General features: G+C 71.5%; 18 protein-coding genes and 1 pseudogene. 8 read left to right on the top strand and 11 right to left on the bottom strand.

The window, feature by feature from the left end:
- Positions 1-91 precede the first annotated feature (91 nt).
- Positions 92-616 (top strand): sigma-70 family RNA polymerase sigma factor, encoded by a 525-nt coding sequence (locus tag KBX63_RS06160; protein WP_210909120.1) that lies wholly within the window; start codon positions 92-94, stop codon positions 614-616.
- Positions 617-753: 137 nt separating this feature from the next.
- The gene (locus KBX63_RS06155; RefSeq protein WP_210909113.1) at positions 754-3618 is read left to right on the top strand and encodes a BTAD domain-containing putative transcriptional regulator; all 2865 of its coding nucleotides are present in this window, start codon (positions 754-756) and stop codon (positions 3616-3618) included.
- A gap of 43 nt (positions 3619-3661) precedes the next feature.
- On the opposite strand, the gene KBX63_RS06150 is transcribed toward KBX63_RS06155, so the two are convergent.
- The 3 genes from KBX63_RS06150 to KBX63_RS06140 form a co-directional block, all read right to left on the bottom strand.
- A complete protein-coding gene (locus tag KBX63_RS06150) occupies positions 3662-6997 on the bottom strand; it encodes a S8 family serine peptidase (protein ID WP_210909109.1) in 3336 nt (1111 codons plus the stop codon).
- 209 nt (positions 6998-7206) lie between these two features.
- Positions 7207-7665, bottom strand: a complete 459-nt coding sequence (locus tag KBX63_RS06145; protein ID WP_210909108.1) for an iron chaperone — start codon at positions 7663-7665, stop codon at positions 7207-7209.
- 77 nt (positions 7666-7742) lie between these two features.
- Entirely contained in the window at positions 7743-8198 is a 456-nt protein-coding gene (locus KBX63_RS06140; RefSeq protein ID WP_210909107.1) for a carboxymuconolactone decarboxylase family protein, read from the bottom strand.
- A 169-nt stretch (positions 8199-8367) separates the two neighbouring features.
- On the opposite strand from KBX63_RS06140, the gene KBX63_RS06135 reads away from it, so the two are divergent.
- On the top strand, positions 8368-10614 hold the full coding sequence (locus KBX63_RS06135; protein ID WP_307871632.1) for a helix-turn-helix domain-containing protein: 2247 nt from the start codon (positions 8368-8370) through the stop codon (positions 10612-10614).
- 4 nt (positions 10615-10618) lie between these two features.
- On the opposite strand, the gene KBX63_RS06130 is transcribed toward KBX63_RS06135, so the two are convergent.
- From KBX63_RS06130 to KBX63_RS06120, 3 genes are read right to left on the bottom strand one after another with little or no spacing between them, the layout of a single operon-like run.
- Positions 10619-11335, bottom strand: a complete 717-nt coding sequence (locus KBX63_RS06130; RefSeq protein ID WP_210909105.1) for an NADPH-dependent F420 reductase — start codon at positions 11333-11335, stop codon at positions 10619-10621.
- Positions 11336-11376: 41 nt separating this feature from the next.
- Positions 11377-12408: an LLM class flavin-dependent oxidoreductase gene (locus tag KBX63_RS06125; protein WP_210909102.1), complete on the bottom strand. Its 1032-nt coding sequence runs from the start codon at positions 12406-12408 to the stop codon at positions 11377-11379.
- Positions 12401-13450, bottom strand: a complete 1050-nt coding sequence (locus KBX63_RS06120; RefSeq protein WP_210909100.1) for an LLM class flavin-dependent oxidoreductase — start codon at positions 13448-13450, stop codon at positions 12401-12403. The genes KBX63_RS06125 and KBX63_RS06120 overlap by 8 nt, the downstream gene beginning before the upstream one ends.
- A gap of 111 nt (positions 13451-13561) precedes the next feature.
- On the opposite strand from KBX63_RS06120, the gene KBX63_RS06115 reads away from it, so the two are divergent.
- A complete protein-coding gene (locus tag KBX63_RS06115) occupies positions 13562-14053 on the top strand; it encodes a MarR family winged helix-turn-helix transcriptional regulator (protein ID WP_210909099.1) in 492 nt (163 codons plus the stop codon).
- 41 nt (positions 14054-14094) lie between these two features.
- On the opposite strand, the gene KBX63_RS06110 is transcribed toward KBX63_RS06115, so the two are convergent.
- Positions 14095-14598: a MarR family winged helix-turn-helix transcriptional regulator gene (locus KBX63_RS06110; RefSeq protein WP_210909097.1), complete on the bottom strand. Its 504-nt coding sequence runs from the start codon at positions 14596-14598 to the stop codon at positions 14095-14097.
- 199 nt (positions 14599-14797) lie between these two features.
- Between KBX63_RS06110 and KBX63_RS06105 the strand changes: the two are divergent.
- Positions 14798-15562, top strand: a pseudogene (locus tag KBX63_RS06105) (EamA family transporter); the annotation flags it as partial.
- Positions 15563-15664: 102 nt separating this feature from the next.
- Here the strand turns inward: KBX63_RS06105 and KBX63_RS06100 are convergent.
- Positions 15665-16225 carry an NADPH-dependent FMN reductase gene (locus KBX63_RS06100; protein WP_210909095.1) on the bottom strand — a complete coding sequence of 187 codons (561 nt, stop codon included), beginning with the start codon at positions 16223-16225 and terminating at the stop codon, positions 15665-15667.
- Between the two features lie 99 nt (positions 16226-16324).
- On the bottom strand, positions 16325-16483 hold the full coding sequence (locus KBX63_RS06095) for a hypothetical protein (protein ID WP_210909093.1): 159 nt from the start codon (positions 16481-16483) through the stop codon (positions 16325-16327).
- Positions 16484-16690: 207 nt separating this feature from the next.
- Here KBX63_RS06095 and KBX63_RS06090 point away from each other — a divergent pair, with 207 nt between their 5' ends.
- On the top strand, positions 16691-17089 hold the full coding sequence (locus KBX63_RS06090) for a DUF2267 domain-containing protein (protein WP_210909091.1): 399 nt from the start codon (positions 16691-16693) through the stop codon (positions 17087-17089).
- A 40-nt stretch (positions 17090-17129) separates the two neighbouring features.
- On the opposite strand, the gene KBX63_RS06085 is transcribed toward KBX63_RS06090, so the two are convergent.
- Positions 17130-18149 carry an aldo/keto reductase gene (locus tag KBX63_RS06085; protein WP_210909089.1) on the bottom strand — a complete coding sequence of 340 codons (1020 nt, stop codon included), beginning with the start codon at positions 18147-18149 and terminating at the stop codon, positions 17130-17132.
- Positions 18150-18301: 152 nt separating this feature from the next.
- On the opposite strand from KBX63_RS06085, the gene KBX63_RS06080 reads away from it, so the two are divergent.
- Positions 18302-18892, top strand: a complete 591-nt coding sequence (locus KBX63_RS06080) for a TetR/AcrR family transcriptional regulator (protein WP_210909088.1) — start codon at positions 18302-18304, stop codon at positions 18890-18892.
- A gap of 115 nt (positions 18893-19007) precedes the next feature.
- On the top strand, positions 19008-19559 hold the full coding sequence (locus KBX63_RS06075; protein WP_210909087.1) for a YciI family protein: 552 nt from the start codon (positions 19008-19010) through the stop codon (positions 19557-19559).
- Positions 19560-19644: 85 nt separating this feature from the next.
- Here KBX63_RS06075 and KBX63_RS06070 read toward each other — a convergent pair whose 3' ends face one another.
- A complete protein-coding gene (locus tag KBX63_RS06070; protein WP_210909076.1) occupies positions 19645-22875 on the bottom strand; it encodes a S8 family serine peptidase in 3231 nt (1076 codons plus the stop codon).
- Between the last annotated feature and the right edge of the window lie 62 nt (positions 22876-22937).

Genomic DNA, 22937 nt, shown 5'->3' with positions numbered 1-22937 from the left:
TCGATCCGCACTAACGCGTCAGTCCATTGGCAGCGGGCGTCCCTAGGCTCATGCCTCAATCACCGTTGCTCCTGCCTGTGGGGGAGATGCCGTGCTGCGGACACTCGACGAATCACCGGCCGGCCGGGCCGAACGCATGACCACGCTGCATGCCGATCACGCCCGTGCCGTGCTGCGTCTCCTGCTCGTGCTGACCCGCGGTCAGCGGCAGACCGCCGAGGATCTGCTCCAGGACACGATGCTGCGGGCCTGGCGGCACCTCGACTCGGTGCCGGCCGAGCCCGATGCCGCCCGTCGGTGGCTCGTCACCGTCGCCCGACGGCTCGTCATCGACGGCGTCCGGCTGCGGCGGGGCCGCCCGGCGGAGGTCCATCTCGTCGACATGACGTGGATTCCCGCTGGGGACGACACCACCGGCGCCGCGCTCGCGTCGTGTGCCATCCGGCACGCGCTCGGCCGGCTGAGCCCGGCGCAGCGCAGTCTGCTCTCCGAGGTGTACCTGGTCGGGCGGTCAGCGGAGGAGGTAGCGGGCCGGCTGGGAGTGCCGATCGGCACGGTGAAGTCCCGCACCCACTATGCGCTGCGCGCCCTGCGCACCGGTCTTGATGCGGCCTGAGCAGGGACGACTCCACCGCCCGGCGATCCGGCTCCTGAGCCGAAGCTCACACTGCCACAACACACGCCCGTCTCGCGGCGCGCGCCCTGCCATGCTCTGGCGATCGTGGCAACCAGCCCCAGACGGATCGCATCACCATGACCAGCCTGCTCTCCTTCGCGGTTCTCGGCCCGGTGCGGGCCTGGCGTGGCCAGTCCGAAATCGACCTGGGCACCCGGCAGCAGCGGCTGATCCTGGCGTTGCTGCTCGCCCGGGCCGGCGGCGCGGTCAGCGTTGCCGAGCTCGTCGACCTGCTCTGGGAATCCGACCCTCCGCCCAGCGCGGTCAATGTGGTGCACCGGCACGTCGGGATGCTCCGGCGGCGCTTCGAGCCGGGCCTGCCGACACGGGCAGCGGGCTCGGTACTGATCCGTGACGGCGCCGAATACCGGCTGCGGATCGACGGGGAGTCGCTCGACCTGCTGCGTTTCCGGCACCTGGTCGCCCAGGCCGCTGGCGGCTCCGGCGAGCCGGCCGTCGAGCTCTACCGGGAGGCGCTGGCGCTGTGGCGCGACCGTTGCGCCTCGGGCCTGCAGGCCGGCGGTCGGGCCCACCCGGAGTTCGTCGCTGTCGACGGTGAACGGTTCGCGGCAGTCCGGGCGGCGACCGACATCGCTCTGCGGACCGGCTGCGTCCACGCGGTGCTGCCGGCGATCCGGCTCGCCGCCGAATACGAGCCGTTGGACGAGGCACTGCAGGCGCGCCTGCTGCTCGCGCTCGCCGCAGACGGCCGGCGGGCCGAGGCCCTCGCGGCCTATGCCGACATCGAGCACCGGCTCGCCGACGAGCTCGGCATCCAGCCAGGCGGTGACCTGCGCGCAGCCCGGGACAGCCTGTTCCACCACGACGCGCCGGCCGACGGCGCCAGGTCGCGGCGCGGGGTCGGACCGGCCTTCAATCGGCCCGGAGCGCTGCCCAGCGGTGCGAAGGCCGAATCATGGCCGCCAGCCGAGCTGGAGGTGTCGCAGTCGACCCGGGCCGAGCGGCCGGCGCAGTTGCCGGCCGACCACCCCTATTTCATCGGTCGTCGCGGCCTCGTGGTCGCCGCGGAGGAGCTGCTGGCCGGAGACCGGCGGACCACCGCGCTGGTCATCGACGGAATGCCCGGCGTCGGGAAGACGACCTTCGCAGTGCACCTGGCCCACCAGCTGGCCGCCCGCTACCCCGACGGGCAGTTGCACGCGGACCTGCGCGGCTTCGATTCCGGCGACTCGGTGATGACACCGGCGGAGGCGTTGCGCGGCTTCCTCTGGTCCCTCGGGGTGGCGCCGGGCGCCATCCCGGCCGAACTGCACGCCCAGGCCGGCCTCTACCGCAGCATCCTGGCGGAGCGCCGGATGCTGATCCTGCTCGACAACTGCCGCGACTGGGACCAGATCCGGCACCTGTTGCCCGGCACCGGCGGCAGTCTCGTCATCGCCACCAGCCGCCGCCGGATCACCGGTGTCGCCGGTCAGGCGGGTGCCCACCCGCTACACCTCGACCTGCTGACCGATGCCGAGGCCCGCGAGCTGCTCACCCGCCGGCTCGGCGACGCGGCGGCCGCCGACCCGGACGCCGTCAACGAGATCATCGCGCGCTGCGGACGTCTGCCGCTGGCCCTGGCGCTGGTCGCCACCCGCAGCGTCGGCCGGCCCGGGCTCAGCCTGCCCGCGGTCGCCGGTGAGCTGGCCGAGTCTGACGGCCGGCTGGCCGGCTTCGGGGACGCACACGCCGATCTGGAGGCGATCTTCTCCTGGTCCTACCGGGCCCTGACTCCCGAGGCGGCCCGACTCTTCCGGCTCCTGCCCCTGCACGCGGCGGGGGAACTGAGCACGGAAACGGCCGCCGCCCTGGGGGGTCTGTCCCTGCGCGCCGCCCGCAGCCTGCTCGCCGAGCTGGGGGCACAGCTGCTGGTCCAGCCCGCCGACGGCCGGTGGCGAATGCATGATCTCCTGCGCGCCTATGCCGTGGAGCTCGGGGAGGAGCACGACGACGCGGCCGAGCGGAACGCTGCCATCGAGCGGGTCCACGACTACTACCAGCTCAGTGCCTACGCGGCGCATCTGCCCTTGCAGCCGCAGGTGCCGCTGCCCGAGCCGGAGCCGTCCGAGCGCGAAGTCACCGGGCGAGGTTTCTCCGGCCGGGCCGACGCGATGGCCTGGTTCGCCGCCGAGCAGCGGGTACTGGCCGACATCGTCGCGCGAGCCAAGGAGCGCGGCCGGCCCCGCACGGCCTGGCAGATCGCGTTGGCAATGCAGAACTTCTTCCAGGACACCGCGCAGTTCAAGCAGTGGGCGGAAGTGGTGAGCGCCGGCCTCGCGGCGACCGGGGACGACCCCGCCGCTCAGGCCCTGCTGCACCGCAGCCTCGCCGGCGCCTGCTACTTCCTGGCCGACCTGGACCGCGGGCTGTCACACCTCCAGCACGCCCGGGCGCTCTTCGACCGGCTCGGCCGGCGCGCCGAGCAGGGCCACGTGGAGAACAACATCGCTGAGATCCGGCTGGACCAGAGGCGCTACCGCGAGGCGATCCGGCATGCCGAGGCGGCGCGGGCGCTCCTTCGCGCCGAGGGCAACGTGCGGGGCGCCACCAACGCCCTGTTGTCCATCGCGCGGGCAAAGGGCTGGCTGGGCCGGCACGCCGAGGCGCTGGGCATGTTCGTCGAGGCGCGGCGGCAGTTCGAGGCCCTCGGCGACCTGCACGGAGTGGGCACCACCCAGACCTGGCTGGCGCACACGTACTCGATGATCGACGATCTGCCGCACGCGATGGCGACCTGGCAGCAGGCGATCGACACCTTCCGCGGCGCACGGGCCCCCCACCACACCGCGGAGGTGCTGGTCTCCATCGGCGACTTCCACTCCGCGAACGGCGACCCGGCCCTGGCCGGGCAGGCGTGGAGCGAGGCCCTCGCCGAGCTCGACGGAACGGACTCGCCGATGGCCCGGCGGATCCGCGACCGGCTGTACTGGCACCGGTGACCCGGACGCGGCGCCGCCAAGGCGCCGCGTCCGGGGTCCAGCCTCAGTACCGGTAGGCGCGGATCACAGTCTGCTTGACCGTGTTACCGCTGCTGTCCGTCGCGCCGGAGCGCAGCGAGACGAAGCCGGTGCCGGCCGGGTTGTGCACCCAGGCGACCGCCTTCTCGCCCGACCGCTGCACGGGCAGCTGCCGCCAGGTCTTGCCGTCGTCGAAGGACGCCTCGACGGTCAGGGTCCTGGTTCGGCCCGGCGCCGCCCCGACCTGACGGTCGAGCGAGACCGGGATCGGGAACAACCGGCCGGCCGGCGCCCGGTTGTCGATGTTGAGCTCCGGGGTGTACCGGATCGCCGTCATCGGCAGCTTCACCAGGTCGCCGTCGCCCACATGTGCGGACTTGAAGGTCCACTCCGCGTCGACCACGGTCGACAGGGTGAAGGCCGGGTCGCTGCGGAAGGTCGCGGCCAGCCGGTAGTCACCCTTCTCCGCGGGCACGTCCCACGTCCAGGGCGCCTGGTTCGCGTCGCCGATCTTGACCCCGTTGCGGTAGAGGTCGACCTGCACGCTGCCGCCGACGACGTGCCGGAAGCCCATGTGCCCGGCGCCGTCGCCGTGCAGCGGCCCGGGCCCGCCCATCGTGTCGCCCCAGTAGCGGGTGGCGAACTGCTGGCCGAAGTTCGGCTCCGGGAAGACCGGCCCGGCCACCGCGTTGGCCCACTTCACGTTGTACGTGCGCCCGGGCTTGAAGCTGGTCCACGCCGACTCGTAGTACGTGTACCGCGGCTGGCCCGAGGTCGACTGCCACACCGCCTTCTTGTCCTGGTTGTAGTACTCGGTGATGGTGCTCGGCACGTCGTAGGTGAAGCTCGGCGGGCCTACGCGCTCGGTGCGGTAGACCGGCGAGTTGCCGGGCGCGTGTGCGCGCGCGAGCCGCCAAACCGGCACGCCGGCCACGTCCGCGCTGATCTGGGAGCGGACCGTGGCGAAGTCGCCCGCGCGCAGCTTGCGGGTCAGCCCGGTCATCATCTTCTCCGGCTCGTACAGGTAGACCCGGTAGACGTACGGGCTGTTGTGCAGGCTGCCGTCCTGGGCCACCTGGCCCCACATCCCGTGGACGTAGGAGACGAAGCCGGGCGTCTTGCCGGCCCCGATCTGCGCGGTCCGCACGTAGTCGAAGGGGACGTTCATCAGCACGCCGAACGGGTCGTTGCTGCCCCAGATCTGCGGCTCCTCGGTCCGGATCGTCCAGCCGGACTCCTGGAAGACCGCCGTGGCCTCCGGGTTCGGCACCGACACCGCGATCGGCTTCGCCAGGCGGGTGTCCATGGTGAGCGCCTGGTCCCTGGTCAGGTCGAGGCTCGGGCGCACCAGCGACGTGATCTGCGGGAAGTTCGGGTCGCTAGTCTGCAGGTAGGTCTGGACCAGGTAGCGGCCCGCGCGGACGCGGTGCTGGGTGGCCGTGGGGTCGCCGAGCACCAGGAGGGTCTGCCGGTCCAGGTCGGTCAGGACGGTCACCCAGCCCTGGTCCGCCCTGGGTGCGCCACCATCCGGCCCGACGAGCTTGAGGGTCAGCTGGTGGCGGGCGATGTCGAGCGCGACCGGGGTCTGCACCCGCGTACCGCCGCCGGTGGCGGTCACCTCACCGCCGAAGTAGCGGTCGGGCAGGTTCGTGCCGGGCTGCGCGGTGACGGTCACGGTGGCCGTGCCGCCGGCCGGGACCGTCACCGAGGGGGCGCTGAGGCTGAACAGGCCGGCCGGTGCCGGGGCGCCGTCGGCGTCCTTGGCGGCGAGGGAGACAGCCAGGGTGAGCGCGGACGAGCCGCTGTTCGCGTACGTGACGGTGCGCTGCTGCGCGGCGGTGGTCCGCTCGAAGGCGACGCTGACCGGGCTCGCCGTGACGGTCTGGTGGATCGCCCGGGCTACGTCGAGGAACCCCGCGCCCTGCTCGTAGACGCCGATGCCGGCGTTCGGCTGGGCGGCCGCCATCAGCGTGGACTTGATCCGCTCAGGCGTCCAGTCCGGGTGCTGCTGGGTCAGGATCGCCGCCGCGCCGGCCACGTGCGGCGTGGCCATCGAGGTGCCGTTGAGGCTGGCGTACTGCGGGTTCTCGTCGCTCGGCCACATGTCGGAGGTCGAGCTGCGGGCGGCGACGATGCCGACGCCGGGAGCGGTGATCTCCGGCTTGATGCCGGCGTCGCCCGTGCGCGGGCCCCGTCCCGAGAACTCGGCCAGCTCGCCCGTCTTGGTCACGGCGCCCACGGTCAGCGCCTCGGCGACGGAGCCGGGCGAATCCACCGTGGAGTCGCCGGCCATTCCGCTGTTGCCCGCGGCGACGACGAAGAGCACGCCGTAGCGGCGGGTGAGGTCGGCCAGGGCCGCCTCGATCGGGTCGGTCTCCGGGCTGTCCGGGCCACCGAGGCTCATGTTGACGACCTTGGCGCCCTGCTCCGCCGCCCAGGTCATGCCGGCCAGGATCGCCGACTCCGGGCAGCCCTCTGCCATGCAGACCTTGGCGCTGTAGAGGGTCGCGCCGGGCGCCATGCCCTTGTAGCGGCCCTGCGAGGCGGCTCCGTTGCCGGCGATGGTGGACGCGACGTGGGTGCCGTGGCCGACCCGGTCGAGGGCGTCCGGGTCGGCGGTGAAGTTCTCCGCGGCGGCGACGTGACCGACCAGGTCGGGGTGGGTCTGGTCGATGCCGGTGTCGATCACGCCGACCTTCACGCCGGTACCCGTCCAGCCGGCCTGCCAGGCCTGCGGCGCGCCGGTCATCGGGACGCTGACGTCAAGGCTGGGCTGGCGCAGCCCGTCGAGCCAGACCTTCTCGAACCCGGCCCGGAGTTTGCGCTCGGCGCCACCCGCGGTGGACGTGAGGTTGTTCCAGAAGGACACCGCTTCGGCGCGGTTCTCCGCGACAGCGCTCGCCCCGGAAAGCTCCCGGGTGGTCCGGGCGCCGGCGAGGCCAGCGGGGGCGGCGCCGCCGTGCTGGACGATGAGCGGCAGCGTGGCGCGGGTGTCGTCGTAGCCGAAGTCGACCAGCGTCGAGATGTCGAAGAGTCGCGGGTCGAGCTTGCCCCGGTTGAGCAGGCCGACGGCGTCGGCGGGGATGACCCGCACGTCCTCGCCGGCGCTGTGGGTGATGAACGGGATCCGTTCCCGTCCCTTGCCCGGCACGACGTCGACAGCCGTCTGGCCGTTCACAGTGCTGAGATGGACGGTGTCGCCGGTGAGCAGAGTGACCGTCCGGGGCTTGGACGCGACCGTGGGTGTGGTCGCCGGCTTCGCGGCCCGGGGCTGCGCCGAGGCCGGCACACCGCCCGGAGCCACCGCCGAGACGCCCAGCACCAGCAGTGCCAGCGCCGATAACTTGCGAACTGAACGCATCATTCTCCCTGGATGAACTCGAGAGGTATCCAGGTGCTCCGGACGTGACCGGCGGGTGAAAGTTCACCTCGAGTGACCTGGGTCACTCCGGCTGAACCTGCACGGGCGGGGCAGCACCGCCGGTGTCTCTTCCGGGGCCGGCGTCGAAACGCCTCAGCGGGAGGTCGGCGTGGGCACGTCCGACCTCCCGCTGCGAAGCGACCGCGTCCTCAGCTGACCGCCTGCTTCACGAGTGCCCCGATCCGCGCCTCGTCGTCGGCCGTCAGCTCGGTCAGCGCGAAGTAGCACGACCACATGGTGCCCTCGTCGAGGTTCGCCTGGTCACTGAAGCCGAGCGTCGCGTACCGCGTCTTGAACTTCGCCGCGCTCTGGAAGAAGCAGACCACCTTGCCGTCGCGGGCGTACGCGGGCATCCCGTACCACAGCTTCGGGGTGAGGACCGGCGCGTTGGCCTTGATCACGGCGTGCAGCCGCTCGGCGATCACGCGATCGGACTCCGACATCTCGGCGATCTTCGCGAGTACGTCCTTCTCCGTGTCGGCCTTGGCGCCCCGACGCGCGCCCGCCTTCAGCTCCTTGGCGCGCTCCTTCATCGCGCCCCGCTCCTCGTCGGTGAAACCACCGCGCTGCTCGCGGGTGGCGGTGGTGGTCTTCGTCGTGGTCGACATGACAACGTCCTCTCGGTGACGTGTGGCTTCGGGCGGTACTGGTCGGTGTGACCCTGTCGGTTCCGATCAGGAACGGGTCACCACGTGCCCGCCTGCTGGCGGGTCGGCGCGTTGAGCCGGTTGAAGGCGTTGGTCATCGCGATGTTGAGCAGCAGCGCGGCCAGCTCCTTCTGGTCGAAGTGCTTGGCGGCCACGTCCCACAGCTGGTCCGGCACCGGGTCCGGCTGGTCGGCGAGCCGGGTCACGGCCTCGGTCAGCGCCAGCGCGGCGCGCTCCTCGTCGCTGAACCAGGGCGTCTCCCGCCACGCGGCGACGGCATGCACCTGGTCGGCGGTCGCACCGTGCTGGCGGGCCTGGTGGGCGCCGCCGGCCACACACGGGCCACAGCCGTTGATCTGGCTGGCCCGCAGGTGGCTCAGCGCCAACAGCCTGCCGTCCAGCCCGGCGCCCGCCACGGCCCTGTTGACGGCCATCAGGGCCTCCATCGCGTCGGGGAGCAGAACCGCGGGGTTCGGCATGCGCTCGGTCGACATCGCTTCTCCTTCGTCTCCGTCGTCGGTGTCTCTGACGGGAGTCATCCGACCACCGGCGTGCCGGGGCACGCGCGGTCCGTGGGACACCGTGGGACACCCAGGCCCCTGCCCAGCAGCGCAAACGCATCGCCGATCGGCCCGCGCGGGCCGGGACGGTACGGTGTTGCAGGTGTCCAGCCCCCAGGAGCGACTGGTGGCTCAGCTGGCCCGGATCAAGGAGCTGAGCGGGCTCAGCCTGCGCGCCCTTTCCCGCGAGTCGGGTCTGAGCAGCTCGTCGCTGTCCCGGTACCTGACCGGTCGGCTGGTGCCGCCGTGGGAGGCCGTCGTGGCGCTGTGCCGGGCTGTGGGCCGCGACCCCCGGCCACTGCGCGCGGTGTGGGCCGAGGCGGACAAGGCCGGCGCGGCACCCGTCCCACGCCGCAACGACCTGCCGGCCGACCTGTTCGACTTCACCGGCCGGGAGGCGGAGTCCGCGCTGGTCGAAGAGCTGCTGCGTACCGCCGGCGCGGTCGCGATCGACGGCATGGCGGGCGTGGGCAAGACGAGCCTGGCCGTGCACGTGGCCCATCGGCTCGCCCCTACGTATCCGGACGGCGGGCTCTACCTGGACCTGCACGGCTTCACCCCCGGCCAGGAGCCGCTGGAGCCGCAGGCCGCGCTGGGCCGGCTGCTGGGCGCGTTGGACGTCACGCACCCGCCGGCCAGCGCCGCCGAACGCGCGGCGCTCTGGAGGTCGGAGCTGTCCCGCCGGCGGGCGCTCGTCGTGCTCGACAACGCGGTCGACGCGGAGCAGGTCCGCCCACTGCTCCCCGGCGCGGGTAAGTCCACGGTCCTGATCACCAGCCGCTACCGGCTGGTCAGCCTGGACGGGGTGCCGCCGGTGTCCCTGGAGCCCCTGGCCGACGGCGACGCGGCCAACCTGTTCGGCCGGGCGGCCGGACTCGCGCTCACCGGGGAGGAAGCGGTCGGCCAGGTGCTGCGGCAGTGCGGTGGCCTCCCGCTGGCGCTACGGATGGCCGGCGCGCGGCTTCGCCACCGGCCGGGCTGGACGGTGGCGGTGCTGGCTGAGCGGCTGCGCGACACCGGCAACCGCTTCGGCTCCGTGTTCGGCATGTCGCTCCAGCAGCTCGACGCCGTCCAGCGCCGCATGTTCCGGCTACTGGGCGTGCTGCCGGGCGCCGACTTCGACGCGGCGGTGGCCGGCGCACTCGCCGACATGCCGTCCGGGCGGGTCGGCGCGGTGCTGGAGGAGCTTGTCGACGCCCACCTGATCCAGGAGCTTGCGCCCGGGCGGTACCGGATGCACGACCTGATCCGGCTGTACGCGGCAGACATCGCCGCCGACGAGGAGCCGCAGGCTGACGCCGCCCTGCGCCGGGTCCTGAGGCACTATCTGGCGCAGGCGGTCGCCCACGACCGGACGCTGCCCTCGCCGTACCGCAAGGAGCCTTCGCCGGGCGATCCGGCGAAGGCCATGGCCTGGTTCGACCTCGAGTACGTCAACCTGGTCGCCTGTTTCGACGCCGCCGTGCGGCTCGGCATGGACGAGGTGGTGGCCGACCTGCCGCAGGCCATGCGGGTGTGGTTCTTCCGGCACCGGGGCACCGACGACCAGGCACGCCTGCTCGAAGCCGCCGCGGCCGCCGCGGCACGTCTCGGCCGCGACCAGCAGCGGGCTTCGCTGCTGGCGGACCTCGGCTTCGCCCGTGCCGCCGCCGGACGCCTCGCCGAGGCGCTCGCCGCCTACGAGCTGGCCGAGCGGTCCGGGCCGGACGACGACCTCGCAGCCGGTCTGGCGCTGCGCATCGGCCTCGTCCGCCGGGATCTGGGCGATCTCGAAGCGGCGCAACTGTGCTTTCGGCGGGCGCGCGAGCTGTTCGAGAAGATCGGGCGCCGCGCCGGGCAGTCCCAGGCGCTGGCCTTCGACGGATGGGTGACGCTTCACCTCGGGCGGCACAGCGAAGCCGTCGAACTCGCCCGGGCGTCCGTCGCCCTGGCCGACGGGCCTGCCCAGATCACGGGGCTGGTCACCCTCGGCGTCGCGCTGGCATCGCACGACCCGGCGGAGTCACTGCGGACGCTGCACGACGCGTTGCGGCTGTCCGAGCAGAACAATCTCCAACACAACCAGGCGTGGTGCCACAACTGTCTCGGCGTCGCGCTGCGGGTCATGGGTTCACCCGAGAAGGCTCTCGAACACCACCGGCGCGCCTTCGAGCTGCTGGAACCGCTGGCCGAGGTGCAGCTGGAGATCGACTGCCTGCACGCCTACGCCGAGACGTGCCGTGTCGCGGGTCGCGGTGACGAGGCGCTGGCGCTGCTCGACCGGACCATCGAGCTCGCGCGTGAGCTGGGCCGGCCGCACGACGAGCAGCTCGCCCAGGCGGCGCGGGAAGCCGTGCGCGCCGGCTGCTGACGGGCTACGCCGCGTCCTGCGACGTCGAGGATCGCGCAGAGGCGATGGTCCGTCCACGTTCCGATTCGGGAAAACGGTCGAGCATGGCCCGTACCTCGTCTGCGCTCACGTTGGCGCCGAACAACTCGCTGCCCGGTTCGAGCCGGACGCCCTCGGCGAGGGGACCGGCGACGACCGGATCGAAGCCGAGCGCGTCGACAAGGGACGCGACCACCGCGAGATCGGCGGCGTCGTCACCAGCGATCGCGATGGCCTTGCGGCCGGCTGCTCCCGCCGGCCGCGCCTCGTCCTCAAGATCGTGATATCCCATGTGGTTGAACGCCTTGACGACCCGGGCGCCGGACAGGAACATCTGGACGGTCTCGCTCGACGAGGTACGCGGGTTGGTGAGGTCGTCGCGGATGCCGTCGACCTCCCACCAGTAGTTCATCGCGTCGACGACGAGCTTGCCGCGGAACGTCTCGGAGGGAACGCTGCGGTACTTGCCGAGCGGGAGGGCGAGGATGACGATGTCGGCGGCGGCCGCGGCGTCGACCGCGGTGGTGGCGACCGCTCCGGGTGTGAGCACCTCGACGGTGAGGGCGATCCTCGCCGGGTCGCCGGAGCCGGCGACGAGCACCCGGTATCCGGCGGCGACGGCGAGCCGGGCGAGCACGGTGCCCACCTTGCCGGCGCCGAGGACCGCGAGGGTCTGTGGCCTGTTCCGGCCGTTGCCGTTCATGTCTTCCTTCCGGGTGCCGATGCGGCGTTCGTGGGGACGGGTCAGCTGGCCAGGATGTCACGGACCATGGGGATCACCTTGCTGCCGTACAGCTCCACGGCGCGCATCCGGGCGCTGACCGGCTGCGCTCCCGCTGTGTAGATGAGGTCGAAGCGGCCGACGCCGACGCTGCGGATCGCCCGGGCCATGCGGCGGGCCACGGTCTCCGGTGAGCCGATGTAGAGGGAACCGTGCTCCACCTCGGCGTCGAACTCCTGGCGACGGATCGGCGGCCAGCCCCGCAGCCCACCGATCCGGTCCCGCATGACCCGGTAGTGCGGCCAGTACAGCTCCTTCGCCTCCTCGTCGGTGTCGGCGATGAAGCCGGGGGAGTGCATCCCGACCGGGTGCGCGGTCGTGCCGAGTTGCTCGGCTGCCCGCCGGTACAGGTCGATGTAGGGCGCGAAACGCTCGGGACTCCCGCCGATGATGGCGAGCATGAGCGGGAGGCCGTACCGGGCGGTGCGTACGACCGACTGCGGCGAGCCGCCGACGCCCACCCAGGTCGTGAGCCGCCCCGACTCCGTCTTCGGGAAGACGTCCGCGTTCTCCAGCGGAGCCCGCATGGTGCCGCTCCAGGTGACCGGCTGCTCGTCCAGCAGTTTCACGAACAGCTCGATCTTCTCCTCGAACAGCACGTCGTAGTCGCGCAGGTCGTAGCCGAACAGGGGGAAGGACTCGGTGAACGAGCCGCGACCGAGGATGACCTCGGCCCGGCCGTGCGACAGCGCGTCGACCGTCGCGAAGCGCTGGAACACCCGGACCGGGTCGTCCGAACTCAGTACGGTCACTCCGGAGGCGAGCCGGATCCGCGATGTGCGGGTGGCGATACCGGCCAGCACGGTCTCCGGTGTCGAGACCGAATATTCAGGCCGGTGGTGCTCGCCGAGGGCGATGACGTCGACGCCGAGTTGGTCGGCCAGCACCGCCTCGTCGACGACCTGCCGGATGGCCGCCGCGTAGGAGATCGGCTTACCTGAGTCGTCCTCCGGTACGTCGCCGAAGGTGTCGAGGCCGAACTCGAGGTCAGACATTGGTGGGCTCCTTCGCCAGCAGCTCCCGGACCCGCGGCGCGACCTCGCTGCCCAGCAGCTCGATGGTGCGCGCGCGTGCCTCGCGAGGCAGGTGCATGATGTCGTATTTGAGGTCGAAGCGGCTCAGCCGCAGATCGCGGGCGACCGTCGCGATCTTTCGCGCGACCGTCTCCGGCGACCCGACGAACAGCGCCCCGTGGTCGATTTCGGCCTGGTAGCGCGCGCGGTCCGGCTTGTAGAAGCCGCGCTCCTCGGCGAGCGCCGCCACGACCGGCTGCCAGTACCGCCACCACGTCTCCACCGCCTCCTCGTCGGTGTCCGCGACGAGGCCCAGCGAGTGTTGCCCGATCGGCTGGACAGTATGCCCGGCCTGTTCGAGCGCCCGGAGATAGAGATCGACGTGACCGGCGAACCGCTGCGGGCGCCCGCCGATGATCGCCATCATGAGCGGAAGTCCGTAGCGCGCCGCGCGGAGCACCGAGTTCGGGCTCCCGCCGACGCCGATCCACGTCGGGATGCCACCGGGCCGCATCCGGGGATGCAGCCGCTGCGCGGTCAGCGGGCTGCGTACGGTACCGGACCAGGTGACCGGTTCGTCCCGCCGGAGTCGTACGAAGAGGTCGAGCTTCTCCTCGAACAACCGCTCGTAGTCGGCCAGGTCGTAGCCGAACAGTGGAAACGACTCGGTCGCCGACGCCCGCCCGAGAACGATCTGGGCCCTGCCGTTGGACACCGCGTCGAGGGTGGAGAACTCGTGGTAGAGCCGTACCGGATCATTCGTGCTGAGCACCGTGACCGAGGTGCCGAGGCGGATCCGATCAGTCGCCGTCGCGATCGCCGCGAGCAACACGGGGGTGGCCGAGTCGTTGTGGCCCTCCCGGTAGTGCTCACCCAGGCTGAACACGTCGAGTCCGACCGACTCCGCGAGCCGCGCCTCGTCGACGAGCAGCCGCACGGTCTCGGCGTCGCTGAGGACCCGGTCGCCATCGGTGGCCACCTCCCCGAACGAGTTGAGCCCCAGTTCGAAGCCTCCAGCCGGCATGGTCTCCTCCTCAGGCGGTCCCACCAGGGTGACCCCTTGGACGGGGGTCTAAGCGGTTGACACGTCAACGATGCTAGCCTGCCAATTGACACGTCAACCAAGGGGAAGTAGATGACAAAGGCCACACCCGGGCGGCGGGCAGGACGCCAACTGCCGACCGCGGAGGAGCTACGGATCTGGCGGGACTTCATCGAGACGACGGAAGCACTCAGGTCCCGGCTCGCGTCACGCCTCCAGACCGAGTCCTCGCTCTCGCCGGGGGACTACGCCGTGCTGCTCGCCCTCAGCGAGGCACAGGACCGGCGGATGCGCTCCTCCGAACTCGCGACACACATCGGCTGGGAACGGAGCAGGCTCTCCCACCACCTCGGGCGCATGGAGCGGCGCGGGCTCATCCGCCGCCAGGAGTGCCCCACCGTTCCCCGAGGGGCGGAGGTGCTGCTCACGCCGGCCGGAGCCGAGGCGTTCCAGCGGTCCACGGTTCCGCACCTGCGTGCCATTCGCGAACTCTTCGTCGACGCTCTCACGCCGGATCAACTCGTCGCGGCGGGCGAAATCGCGGAGGCGCTTCGCGCGCAACTCGACCGGCACCACGAGGAATGAGTGGCGCTCGCGAAAGCTCGCCGGCTGTCTCGTCCCGCGCGTCAGCAGGCGGCGAGCAGCGTACGGAGAAGCCCGGCCAGTTGCTGGCGCTGCGCGGCTGGTAGCTGGTTCAGCGCCGCCGTCTGCTCGGCGAGCCCGGCGGTGAGCGCCTCGTCCACCACCTGCCGACCCTTGGCGGTCAACTGGGCACGCAGCGCACGCCGGTCCGTCGGATCGGGAATGCGCCGCACCAGCTCGGCACGCGCCAGCTTGTCCAGCCGGCCGGTCATGCCGCCGGTGGTGAGCATCAGGGTTGCCGACAACTGGCTCGGCGACAGCGTGTGAGGCTCGCCGGCCCGGCGCAGGGTGGCGAGCACGTCGAACTCACCGCGTCCGATACCGAAGGGCGCGTACGCCCGCTCGACCCGGTCTCCCATCAGCCGGGAGATCCGGTAGATCCGGCCGAAGACCTCCATCGGGAGGGTTTCAAGGTCGGGTCGCTCGGCCGCCCACTGCCGGACGATCACGTCCACCCCGTCGGTCGCCGTCACTCTCTCCTGCCGCATGACCCGATTGTGTCACGTCTCATAGCCGGTCAGATACTTGAGACTAAGTTTCTTAGCACTAAGCTACCGGCAAGCCACGAGGAGGCGGCACGATGACCAGACGAAACCCCGGCGAGCGGGCCCTCATCACCGGCACGACGATCGACGCGCTGGGGCTCCGGGATGTACGTCCCGTTCTCACTGATGAGGGGACACCGCGATGAACCGGATGCTTGTCAGCACCGCCGTCACGCCGATTGTCTGGGGCACGACCTATGCCGTGACCAGTGAGTTCCTACCGGACGGGCGGCCGCTGCTGGCCGCGGCCCTACGGGCGCTGCCGGCCGGCCTCGTCCTGCTCGCGGTGACCCGCCTCCTGCCCCGCGGAGACTGGTGGTGGAAGGCGGCGGTCCTCGGCACGCTGAACATCGGGGTGTTCTTCGCGATGCTCTTCTTCGCCGCCTACCGGCTACCCGGCGGCGTCGCTGCCGTGCTCGGCGCCGCCGGCCCGCTGCTCACGGTCGGCCTCTCGGCCGCCCTGCTCCGGATCCGACCCACCATGATCGCGATCGGGGCTGGACTGCTCGGGGTGCTCGGCGTCTCGTTCGTGGTCCTGCGCCCGGGTGCCCACCTCGACCTGCTGGGCATCCTGGCCGGGCTGCTCGGCACGGCGTCGATGGCCGCCGGCACCGTCCTGACGAAACGATGGGGACGACCGATCGGGACCGGTGCGCTGCCGTTCACCGCGTGGCAGCTCACCGCCGGTGGTCTGCTGCTCGCTCCCGTGGCGCTCGCCGCGGAAGGACTGCCGGCCGCCCTGACCGGGACCCACCTCGCCGGGTACGGGTACCTGGCCACCGTCGGTACGGCGCTGGCGTACTGGCTCTGGTTCCGTGGTATCGCCGCGCTGCCGGCGACCTCGGTGGCATTCCTCGCCCTGCTCAGCCCGATCACCGCAGCGGTCCTGGGTTGGCTGGCGCTCAGTCAGACGCTGCGCCCGGTGCAGGTGCTGGGATTGGTGGTCGCGCTGGTCGGCACCCTGCTCGGTCAGCTGTCCGGGAGTGGCGTTGATCGGTCCCGTCGAGCCCTACTGGGCTCGCAGGGGAGCGAGGGCCTGGCTCCAGGCCACGACCTGGTCGAGGGTGGCGTTCAGCGAGTCCCGCTGAAAGTCGTTGGGCTTGAAAACGCTGAAGTTCTCGAAGTCGGTGAAGAGCGAGAGCGCCACCTGGGACCGCACGTCCGCCAGTTGCAGCTCAGCGGAGATCAGCCGCAGGTGCTCCACCGCCCGGGCGCCGCCCACCGAGCCGTAGCTGACGAACCCGACGGCCTTGTTGTTCCACTCGCTGTAGAGGAAGTCGATCGCGTTCTTCAGTGCACCGGAGGTCGAGTGGTTGTACTCCGGCGTAACCATCACGAAACCGTCGAATGACGCGATCTTTCTGGCCCACTCCAGCGTGTGCGGTTGCTGGTACTGGCCCATCGACGGCGGGTACACCTCGTCCAGGTGCGGCAGCTTGTAGTCGAGCAGGTCCACGAGCTCGAACTCGACGTCCGTGCGCTGCTTGGCGATGTCGTACACCCACTGCGCGACGGCGGCGCCGTTCCGTCCGGGCCGGGTGCTGCCGATGATGATGCCGATCCTGGTCATGTTCCGTTCCTCCTGTTCGGGCACCCGAGCGGTGTCCTTGCTGGGCGAAACATGTCGGCGCCAGCACCAAGACCCAGGTGCTGGCGCCGACAGTGCTGGTCAGCCCTTGGCTTCCCGCTTGGCCATCTGGGGCTCGGCGCCCTTGCCAACCTTGCGTAGCGCCTGCCGGAGCTGATCCTCGGTCATCTTGGAGTTGCCCTCGATGCCCGCGTTGTGGGCCTGCTGACGCAGGTCGTGGAGCTGATCCCGGTCCGCCATGTCGCTCTCCCCTCACCACGGCACAGGTGCGTCCCGCACCTGTTTGATCGCTGGCTTCCCGGACGCAACCGACGCAAACCGCGCCCGTTGCCCCGGTCCGGACCGTTGACGGGGGCCAGGGTCACGATTCGCGTCGACGCGTGACCTCGTTTGTCGACATGGAGCCTGGGAACTCGACTGCTCCAACGGCGAGAGGAAGGCCGCACGGTGAACGACAACGAGTTCCTCGCCCTGGTGGCGACGCGATCCGGGATGTCGTCGGAGCAGGCGACTGCCGTCACACAGGCCACCTTGACCACCCTGGCCGAACGGATCGACGGCGGTGAGGCGCGCGACCTGTCCGGCCAGCTTCCCGAGGGGCTGCGGGCGTACGCCTTCGGCGGCAGCGAGACCGCGGAACGGTTCGGCCTCGACGTCTTCGTCGACCGGGTCAGCGGTCGCGCGGACCTCGACGTGGACACGGCGAAGGACGGAGTGACGGCGGTCTTCGACGTCCTCCGAGACGCCCTCGACCCCACCGGCTACGAACAGGTGGTCACCCAGCTGCCGGCGGAGTACGGGGACGTCGCTGACCAGACCGCGCCGTTCGTCCGCCGGCAGGCCTGACGGTCGCGCGACCGTGCACGATTGACCGTCACGGGAGCGATCAGCGGCGCCGCAATGACGGGTCGAGCAGCGCGGGCGGAGTGTCGAACTTCTCGTGTGCGGCAAGGTCGACGCCGGGAGGGACGATCGCGTCGATCGCATCGAGCACGTCAGCGGTGAGCACGGTGTCCGCGGCGGCGAGCTGAGAGTGCAGGTGGTCCATGGTGCGGGGGCCGATGATCGCGCTGGTGACGGCGGGGTGCGCGGTGACGAACCCGAGCGCGAGCTGGATCATCGTCAGGCCGGCCTCGTCGGCGACCGTGGCCAGTTGCTCGACGGCGTCGAGCTTGGCACGGTTGGCGGGGACGGTGGTGTCGAAGCGCAGCGGCATGAACGCTGAGCGGTTGGTGGCGATCTCCTGGCCCTCGCGGATCACGCCCGACAGCCAGCCGGAGGCCAGGGGGCTCCACACCAGCACGCCGAGCCCGTACTGCTCGGTCACGGGCAGGACGTGGGTCTCGATCCCGCGCTGCAGGATCGAATAGCCGGGCTGCTCAGTGACGTAACGGCTCAGGTGGTTCTCCCGGGCGGCCCACTCGGCCTGCACGATGCGGTACGCGGGAAAGGTCGAGGAGCCGAAGTAGCGAATCTTTCCGGCACGCTGCAAGTCGGTCAGGGCCGACAGCGTCTCCTCGTCGCTGGTCCTCGGGTCCCACCGGTGGATCTGGTAGAGGTCGACGTGGTCGACGCCCAGACGGCGCAGGCTGTTGTCCAGCTCGGTGACCAACCAGCGGCGCGAACTGCCCTGATGGTTGCGCTCGTCGCTCATGGGCATGCTCGCCTTCGTGGCGAGCACGATGTCGTCGCGGCGGCCGGCGATGGCCTTGCCGACCATCTCCTCCGACTCGCCCTGGCTGTACATGTCGGCGGTGTCGATGAGGTTGATCCCGGCTTCGAGGGCGGCGTCGACGATGGCGGTGGCCTCGTCCTGGGTCGTCTGTCCGATCTTGCCGAAGTTCATCGCGCCGAGCACGAGAGAACTGACCTGCACACCGGTGCGGCCCAAGGTGCGGTACTGCATGACGTGTTCCTCCGCTGGTCGGTGAGGTGTGGTGGTGGTGCGCGGCTTGGTTGTCGGCCCCTGCTCTGGCATCATGAGCAAACGGAACCTCGCTCCGTTAAACGATACGGAACGGCGTTCCGTTTCACAAGGCCGGTGACGGAAGGAACAGCGTGGCGACCGAGGCGGACGGGAGTGCGGGCGCGTCCCAGCGCAAGCGGGCAGATGCCGTACGCAACGAAAAGGCCCTGCTCGACGCGGCCGCCGCGGTCTTCGTGACAGCAGGCGTTGAAGCGCCGGTACGAGACATCGCGGCCAGAGCCGGCGTCGGGACGGGCACGATCTACCGACACTTCCCGACGCGCGCCGATCTGATCATCGCCGTCTACCGGCACCAGGTCGAGGCCTGCGCAGAGGCGGGTCCAGCACTGCTCGCAAGCAGTACGACTCCGCACGCCGCCCTCGGTCGATGGATCGACCTCTTCGTCGACTTCCTGGTCACCAAGCGCGGCCTGGCCGGCGTACTGCACCCCGACAACGCCGGCTTCGACGCGCTGCACGCCTACTTCCTCGACCGCCTCGTGCCCGTGTGCACCCAACTGCTCGACGCCGCAGCAGCGGCCGGCGAGATACGCCCCGACATGAATGCCTACGAGTTGATGCGCGGCGTCGGCAATCTCTGCATCGGCGCCGACAGCGACCCGAACTACGACGCCCGGCGCCTCGTCGAGCTGCTCATCGCAGGGCTGCTCCGACAGCAGTAATCACCGTGGCGGCGCCACACCTGGGACAGGCTGGGTCCGCAGCTGAGGTCGTTCTGGCTCTCCGGAGGTCAACCCACCTGCGCCGGCGTCCGGCATCGAGGTCAAGACTCCAGGCATGGAGTTTCTCTGCTATCACCGCGACCGGCGTGGCTCGCTCGCGCTGCGCGGCGAGCTGTTGGAAGAGCACTGGTCCTACATGGACCGCTACGCGGCGGAGATGATCGCCCGCGGCCCGACCTTCGCCGACGACGGCGACACGCCCACCGGCAGCCTGCACATCGTCGACCTGCCCGATTCCGCCGCCGCTCGGTCGTTCGCCTTCGACGAGCCCAACTACCAGGCCGGTGTGTACCGGGACGTGCTGCTACGCCGCTGGCGCAACACGTTGGGCCGCACCATGTGGGACTTCCCCGGAGGGCGCACCGGCGGTGGGCGGTACCTGGTGCTCGGCCTCGGCGCGGGGCAGGCCGCCGACCTCGCCGTGCCGTCGGACCGGGACGGACTGATCGCGTACGGGCCGCTGCTGTCTGACGACGGGGTCACCTGGCTGGGTACGGCCGCGCTGGTCCAGGCATCGGACCCGGAGACGGCGCGCGCCGTCCTGACCCCGCATCGGTACGTCGACATCGAGGTGCACAGGTGGGCGTTCGGCGGGCGGCCGTCGTGACCCGAGGGCGGCTGTGAGCTGCCCCGGCGGTCCGGCCCGGGGTGGAGGGCGGCACGTGGCCTTCCACCCCGGACCGGGCACTGGCTCAGGCGATCCGGTAGGCCCGCTGGATCGTCTGCGTCACCGTGTTGCCGGCGGTGTCGGTGGCTGTCGTGCGCAACGACACGAAGCCGGGCTGGCGCGGATGGGTGATCAGGGCGACGCCCCGGAAGACCGGCAACGCGACCCACGTCCGGCCATCGTCGAACGACGCTGAGACGCCGAGCGTCCGGTTCGGCGCGGCCGCCGATCCCGGCTGCCGGTCCAGTGCCACGGGGATGGTCATCGCCCGGCCCGCCCGGGCCGTGTTGGTGTCGTCCAACGCGGGCGTCGGCCGGGCCGTCGTCAAGGGCAGCGGCTCCGGCTTTGCCGTGTGCGCCGAGGTGAACGTCCAGGCCACCGAGACCGACGTCGACAGGGTGTCCGGAGCGCCGCGGGTGACGGTCGCCTCCAGGCGGTAGGTGGCCTTGCCGGCGGGCACCGAGAAGTCCGCGTACGAGCCGTCGGCGGTGGCGATCTCCTTGCCGTTGCGCGACAACCGGTAACGGACCTGCAGGTCCTCACGGCTGGCGGGGCGGCCGGAAGCGTCGCCGAAGAGGGGCGGCGACGCGACCGAGATGGTGTCCCCGTCGCGGCCCGCGTAGCCGAGCGGCGACCAGGCCGGCGGCTGGGCCACCGTGGGCCCGAAGGGTGCCGCGTTCCAGGTCTGGTGGTAGGTCCTGCCGGCCCGGAAGGTGGACTCCTGCGTGGTGAAGTTGTCGCCCTCCACGAACGTGGACGTCCAGACGAGGCCGCCGTCGGTGTTGTAGTACTCGGTGGCGTGGAACGGCAGGTCGAACGAGGTGCTCGAACCGATCGGGCCCGGGCCGCCGGGGGACGCCGCGCGGTGGAAGCGGACGGCGGTCGCGGTGCTGGACTGGCTGCGGTAGGTCGTCTTGACGGTCGCGAGGTTCTTCGGGGAGAGCTTCCTGGTCAGGCCCGTGAACATGTCGCCCTGGCGCACGTACGCGAGGTCGTACGTGTAGGGGCTGTTCCGGAACGTCCCGTCCCGGCCCGGGCGGGCGAGCCCGACGCCCAGCGTCGCCGCGAATTCGGGGGCCGTGACGGCGGGCCCGACCCGGCCGAAGAAGACGTCCGCGAACGACACCCCGCTGAGCTGGACACCCGGGTAGCGGAAGCCGTCGTTCCAGTTCGCGCTCACGTTGATCGAGATTGGTGCGGCGTCCCGCTGGGGCACGGTCAGCGAGACCGGCCGGGCGGTGCGGGCGTCGAGCGCCTCGGTGAGCGGGCCGCGTACGTCCAGGACCGGCTGCACGAGCATGGTCGACACGTCGCCCTCGTGGATGGTGCTGTACAGCGCGTAGCGACCCTTGGGCAGCCGCAGCGTGCCGCCGCCCGGTTGCCCGGCGAGGGTGGTGAACTCGCCGGTGGTCAGGTTCGCCGCCACGGTCTCGTACTCCGTGGCCGGTCTGCCGTCGCGCCCGGTGTGGTCGAGCCGGACGTCGTAGCTCTCGATCTCCCGGTTGAGCGCGAACGGCGTCCGCACCCGCAGGTCGCCGGCGCCGGTCGCGGTCACCGCGCCCGGGTAGAGGCCGTCGGGGGCGTCCACCCGGGTGTCCACGGTGACCGTGGCCTCGGCGCGGCCGCCGGCCGGCACCACCAGGGTGGCCGGGCTGACAGTGATCATGCCGGCGGGAGCCGGGGTGACGCTGAGCGAGAGACTGACCGGGGCGGTGCCCGTGTTGCGGTAGCCGATGACGCGGGTGAACGGGGTGTCGTCGGCGTGGGGCCAGCGCTGGACCGGGAAGTCGATCGCGGCGATGTCGGTGGCGACGGGCTGGGCGACGGCACGACCGACGTCGACCCGCCCGGCGCCCTGGTCGTAGAGGCTGTCGGCGTCGGCCGGCTTGGCCGAGCCCATCAGGGCAGCCTTGAGCTGGGCACCGGACCAGTCCGGGTGGCGTCCGGCGAGGATCGCGGCCGAGCCCGCCACGTGCGGGGTCGCCATCGACGTGCCCGACATGGGGACGTAGCCGCCGCCGGGGGCGGCCGCCACGATGTCGACGCCTGGCGCGCTGATCTCGGGCTTGATGTGGTTGTCGCCGACCCGGGGGCCCCGGCTCGAGAAGTAGGCCCGCTGGTCGTCGGCGTCGACCGCGGCGACGGCGAGGGCGTCGTCAGCGGAGGCCGGCGTCGAGACCGACTTCGGCTTGCCCTCGTTGCCGGCGGCGACCACGAAGAGGGTGCCGTACCGGTGGCTGAGGTCCTGGACCGCGGCCTCCAGCGGGTCGAGAGCCGGCGTGTCCGTGTCGCCGAGGCTCAGGTTGATCACCCGGGCCTGCGGCGCGGCCCACTGCATCCCGGCGATGATGTCCGAGTCCTGGCACTGGGTGGTGGCGCAGACCTTGCCGACGACCAGCTTCGCGCCCGGTGCCACGCCGCGGTACCTGCCGCCGGAGGCGGCGCCACTGCCCATGATGGTCGACGCCACGTGAGTGCCGTGGCCGACCGTGTCGCTGGGGTCGTTGCCGCCGGTGAAGTCGTGGATCGCGGCGATGTGCCCGGCGAAGTCGGGGTGGTCGGCGTCGATGCCGGTGTCCAGCACCCCGACCGTCACGCCGTCGCCGTCGAAGCCTGCCTGCCAGGCCGTCGGCGCGCCGATCTGCGGCACGCTCCGATCGAGGGAGACGCGGCGCTTGCCGTCCAGCCACACATGGGTGATCCCGGCGGCGAGCGCGCGCGCCGACGACGTGCCGCGGGTGAGTGACGACCACAGCTCGGCCCGGTCGTCCAGGCCCGCCCGCACGGCCAGCGCGTTGGCGGCGGGCAGGTCGGCCCGCACCCGCGCCGCACCGGCGACGGCGGCGGACCGCGCCTGCGCCGCCCTGTTCTCCGGGTACGCGACCAGCAGCGGCAGCTCGGCCGTCCGGTCGTCGTAGCCGAAACCGCCGAGCGCGGTGAGGTCGAACAGCCGCCGGTCGAGCCGCCCGTCGCGCAGCATCGGCATCGCGTCGACCGGGATGACGTACTGGTGGCCACCTTCTCGGCTGCTCACGAACCGCATGCCGACCCGTCCCGGTCCCCGCTGGATCTGCGGACGGCCCTCCGCGTCCAGTGAAACCCGGTCCCCGGTGATCAAGGTGAAGGTGCCGTGCGGCCCGGAGACCGTTGCCGGCGGCTTCTCCTGCGCGTCCGCGGGGGAAGCCGTGAGGCCCGCCGCCGCCAGCGCGGTGGCGAGCACTCCGGCTGTCAGGGCGCGTCGTTGCCGTCGTCGCACATCGTCCTCTCCGCCACGGGCCTCTCCCGGGACGGCACGATGACGCCTGGCGCGGCCGGCGG

This window comes from Micromonospora sp. U21 (assembly GCF_018070045.1).
Taxonomy (GTDB): domain Bacteria; phylum Actinomycetota; class Actinomycetes; order Mycobacteriales; family Micromonosporaceae; genus Micromonospora.
The sequence above is the reverse complement of the archived record's forward strand: the minus strand, read 5'-3'. Positions and strand labels throughout refer to the sequence as shown.

Excerpts from the sequence above, each read along its gene's own strand:
- KBX63_RS06145 (WP_210909108.1), bottom strand. The coding sequence starts at position 7,665 with ATGTCGACCACGACGAAGACCACCACCGCCACCCGCGAGCAGCGCGGT.
- KBX63_RS06130 (WP_210909105.1), bottom strand. The coding sequence starts at position 11,335 with ATGAACGGCAACGGCCGGAACAGGCCACAGACCCTCGCGGTCCTCGGC.
- KBX63_RS06120 (WP_210909100.1), bottom strand. The coding sequence starts at position 13,450 with ATGCCGGCTGGAGGCTTCGAACTGGGGCTCAACTCGTTCGGGGAGGTG.
- KBX63_RS06125 (WP_210909102.1), bottom strand. The coding sequence starts at position 12,408 with ATGTCTGACCTCGAGTTCGGCCTCGACACCTTCGGCGACGTACCGGAG.
- KBX63_RS06155 (WP_210909113.1), top strand. The coding sequence starts at position 754 with ATGACCAGCCTGCTCTCCTTCGCGGTTCTCGGCCCGGTGCGGGCCTGG.
- KBX63_RS06110 (WP_210909097.1), bottom strand. The coding sequence starts at position 14,598 with ATGCGGCAGGAGAGAGTGACGGCGACCGACGGGGTGGACGTGATCGTC.
- KBX63_RS06115 (WP_210909099.1), top strand. The coding sequence starts at position 13,562 with ATGACAAAGGCCACACCCGGGCGGCGGGCAGGACGCCAACTGCCGACC.
- KBX63_RS06085 (WP_210909089.1), bottom strand. The coding sequence starts at position 18,149 with ATGCAGTACCGCACCTTGGGCCGCACCGGTGTGCAGGTCAGTTCTCTC.
- KBX63_RS06075 (WP_210909087.1), top strand. The coding sequence starts at position 19,008 with ATGGAGTTTCTCTGCTATCACCGCGACCGGCGTGGCTCGCTCGCGCTG.
- KBX63_RS06150 (WP_210909109.1), bottom strand. The coding sequence starts at position 6,997 with ATGCGTTCAGTTCGCAAGTTATCGGCGCTGGCACTGCTGGTGCTGGGC.
- KBX63_RS06100 (WP_210909095.1), bottom strand. The coding sequence starts at position 16,225 with ATGACCAGGATCGGCATCATCATCGGCAGCACCCGGCCCGGACGGAAC.
- KBX63_RS06140 (WP_210909107.1), bottom strand. The coding sequence starts at position 8,198 with ATGTCGACCGAGCGCATGCCGAACCCCGCGGTTCTGCTCCCCGACGCG.
- KBX63_RS06095 (WP_210909093.1), bottom strand. The coding sequence starts at position 16,483 with ATGGCGGACCGGGATCAGCTCCACGACCTGCGTCAGCAGGCCCACAAC.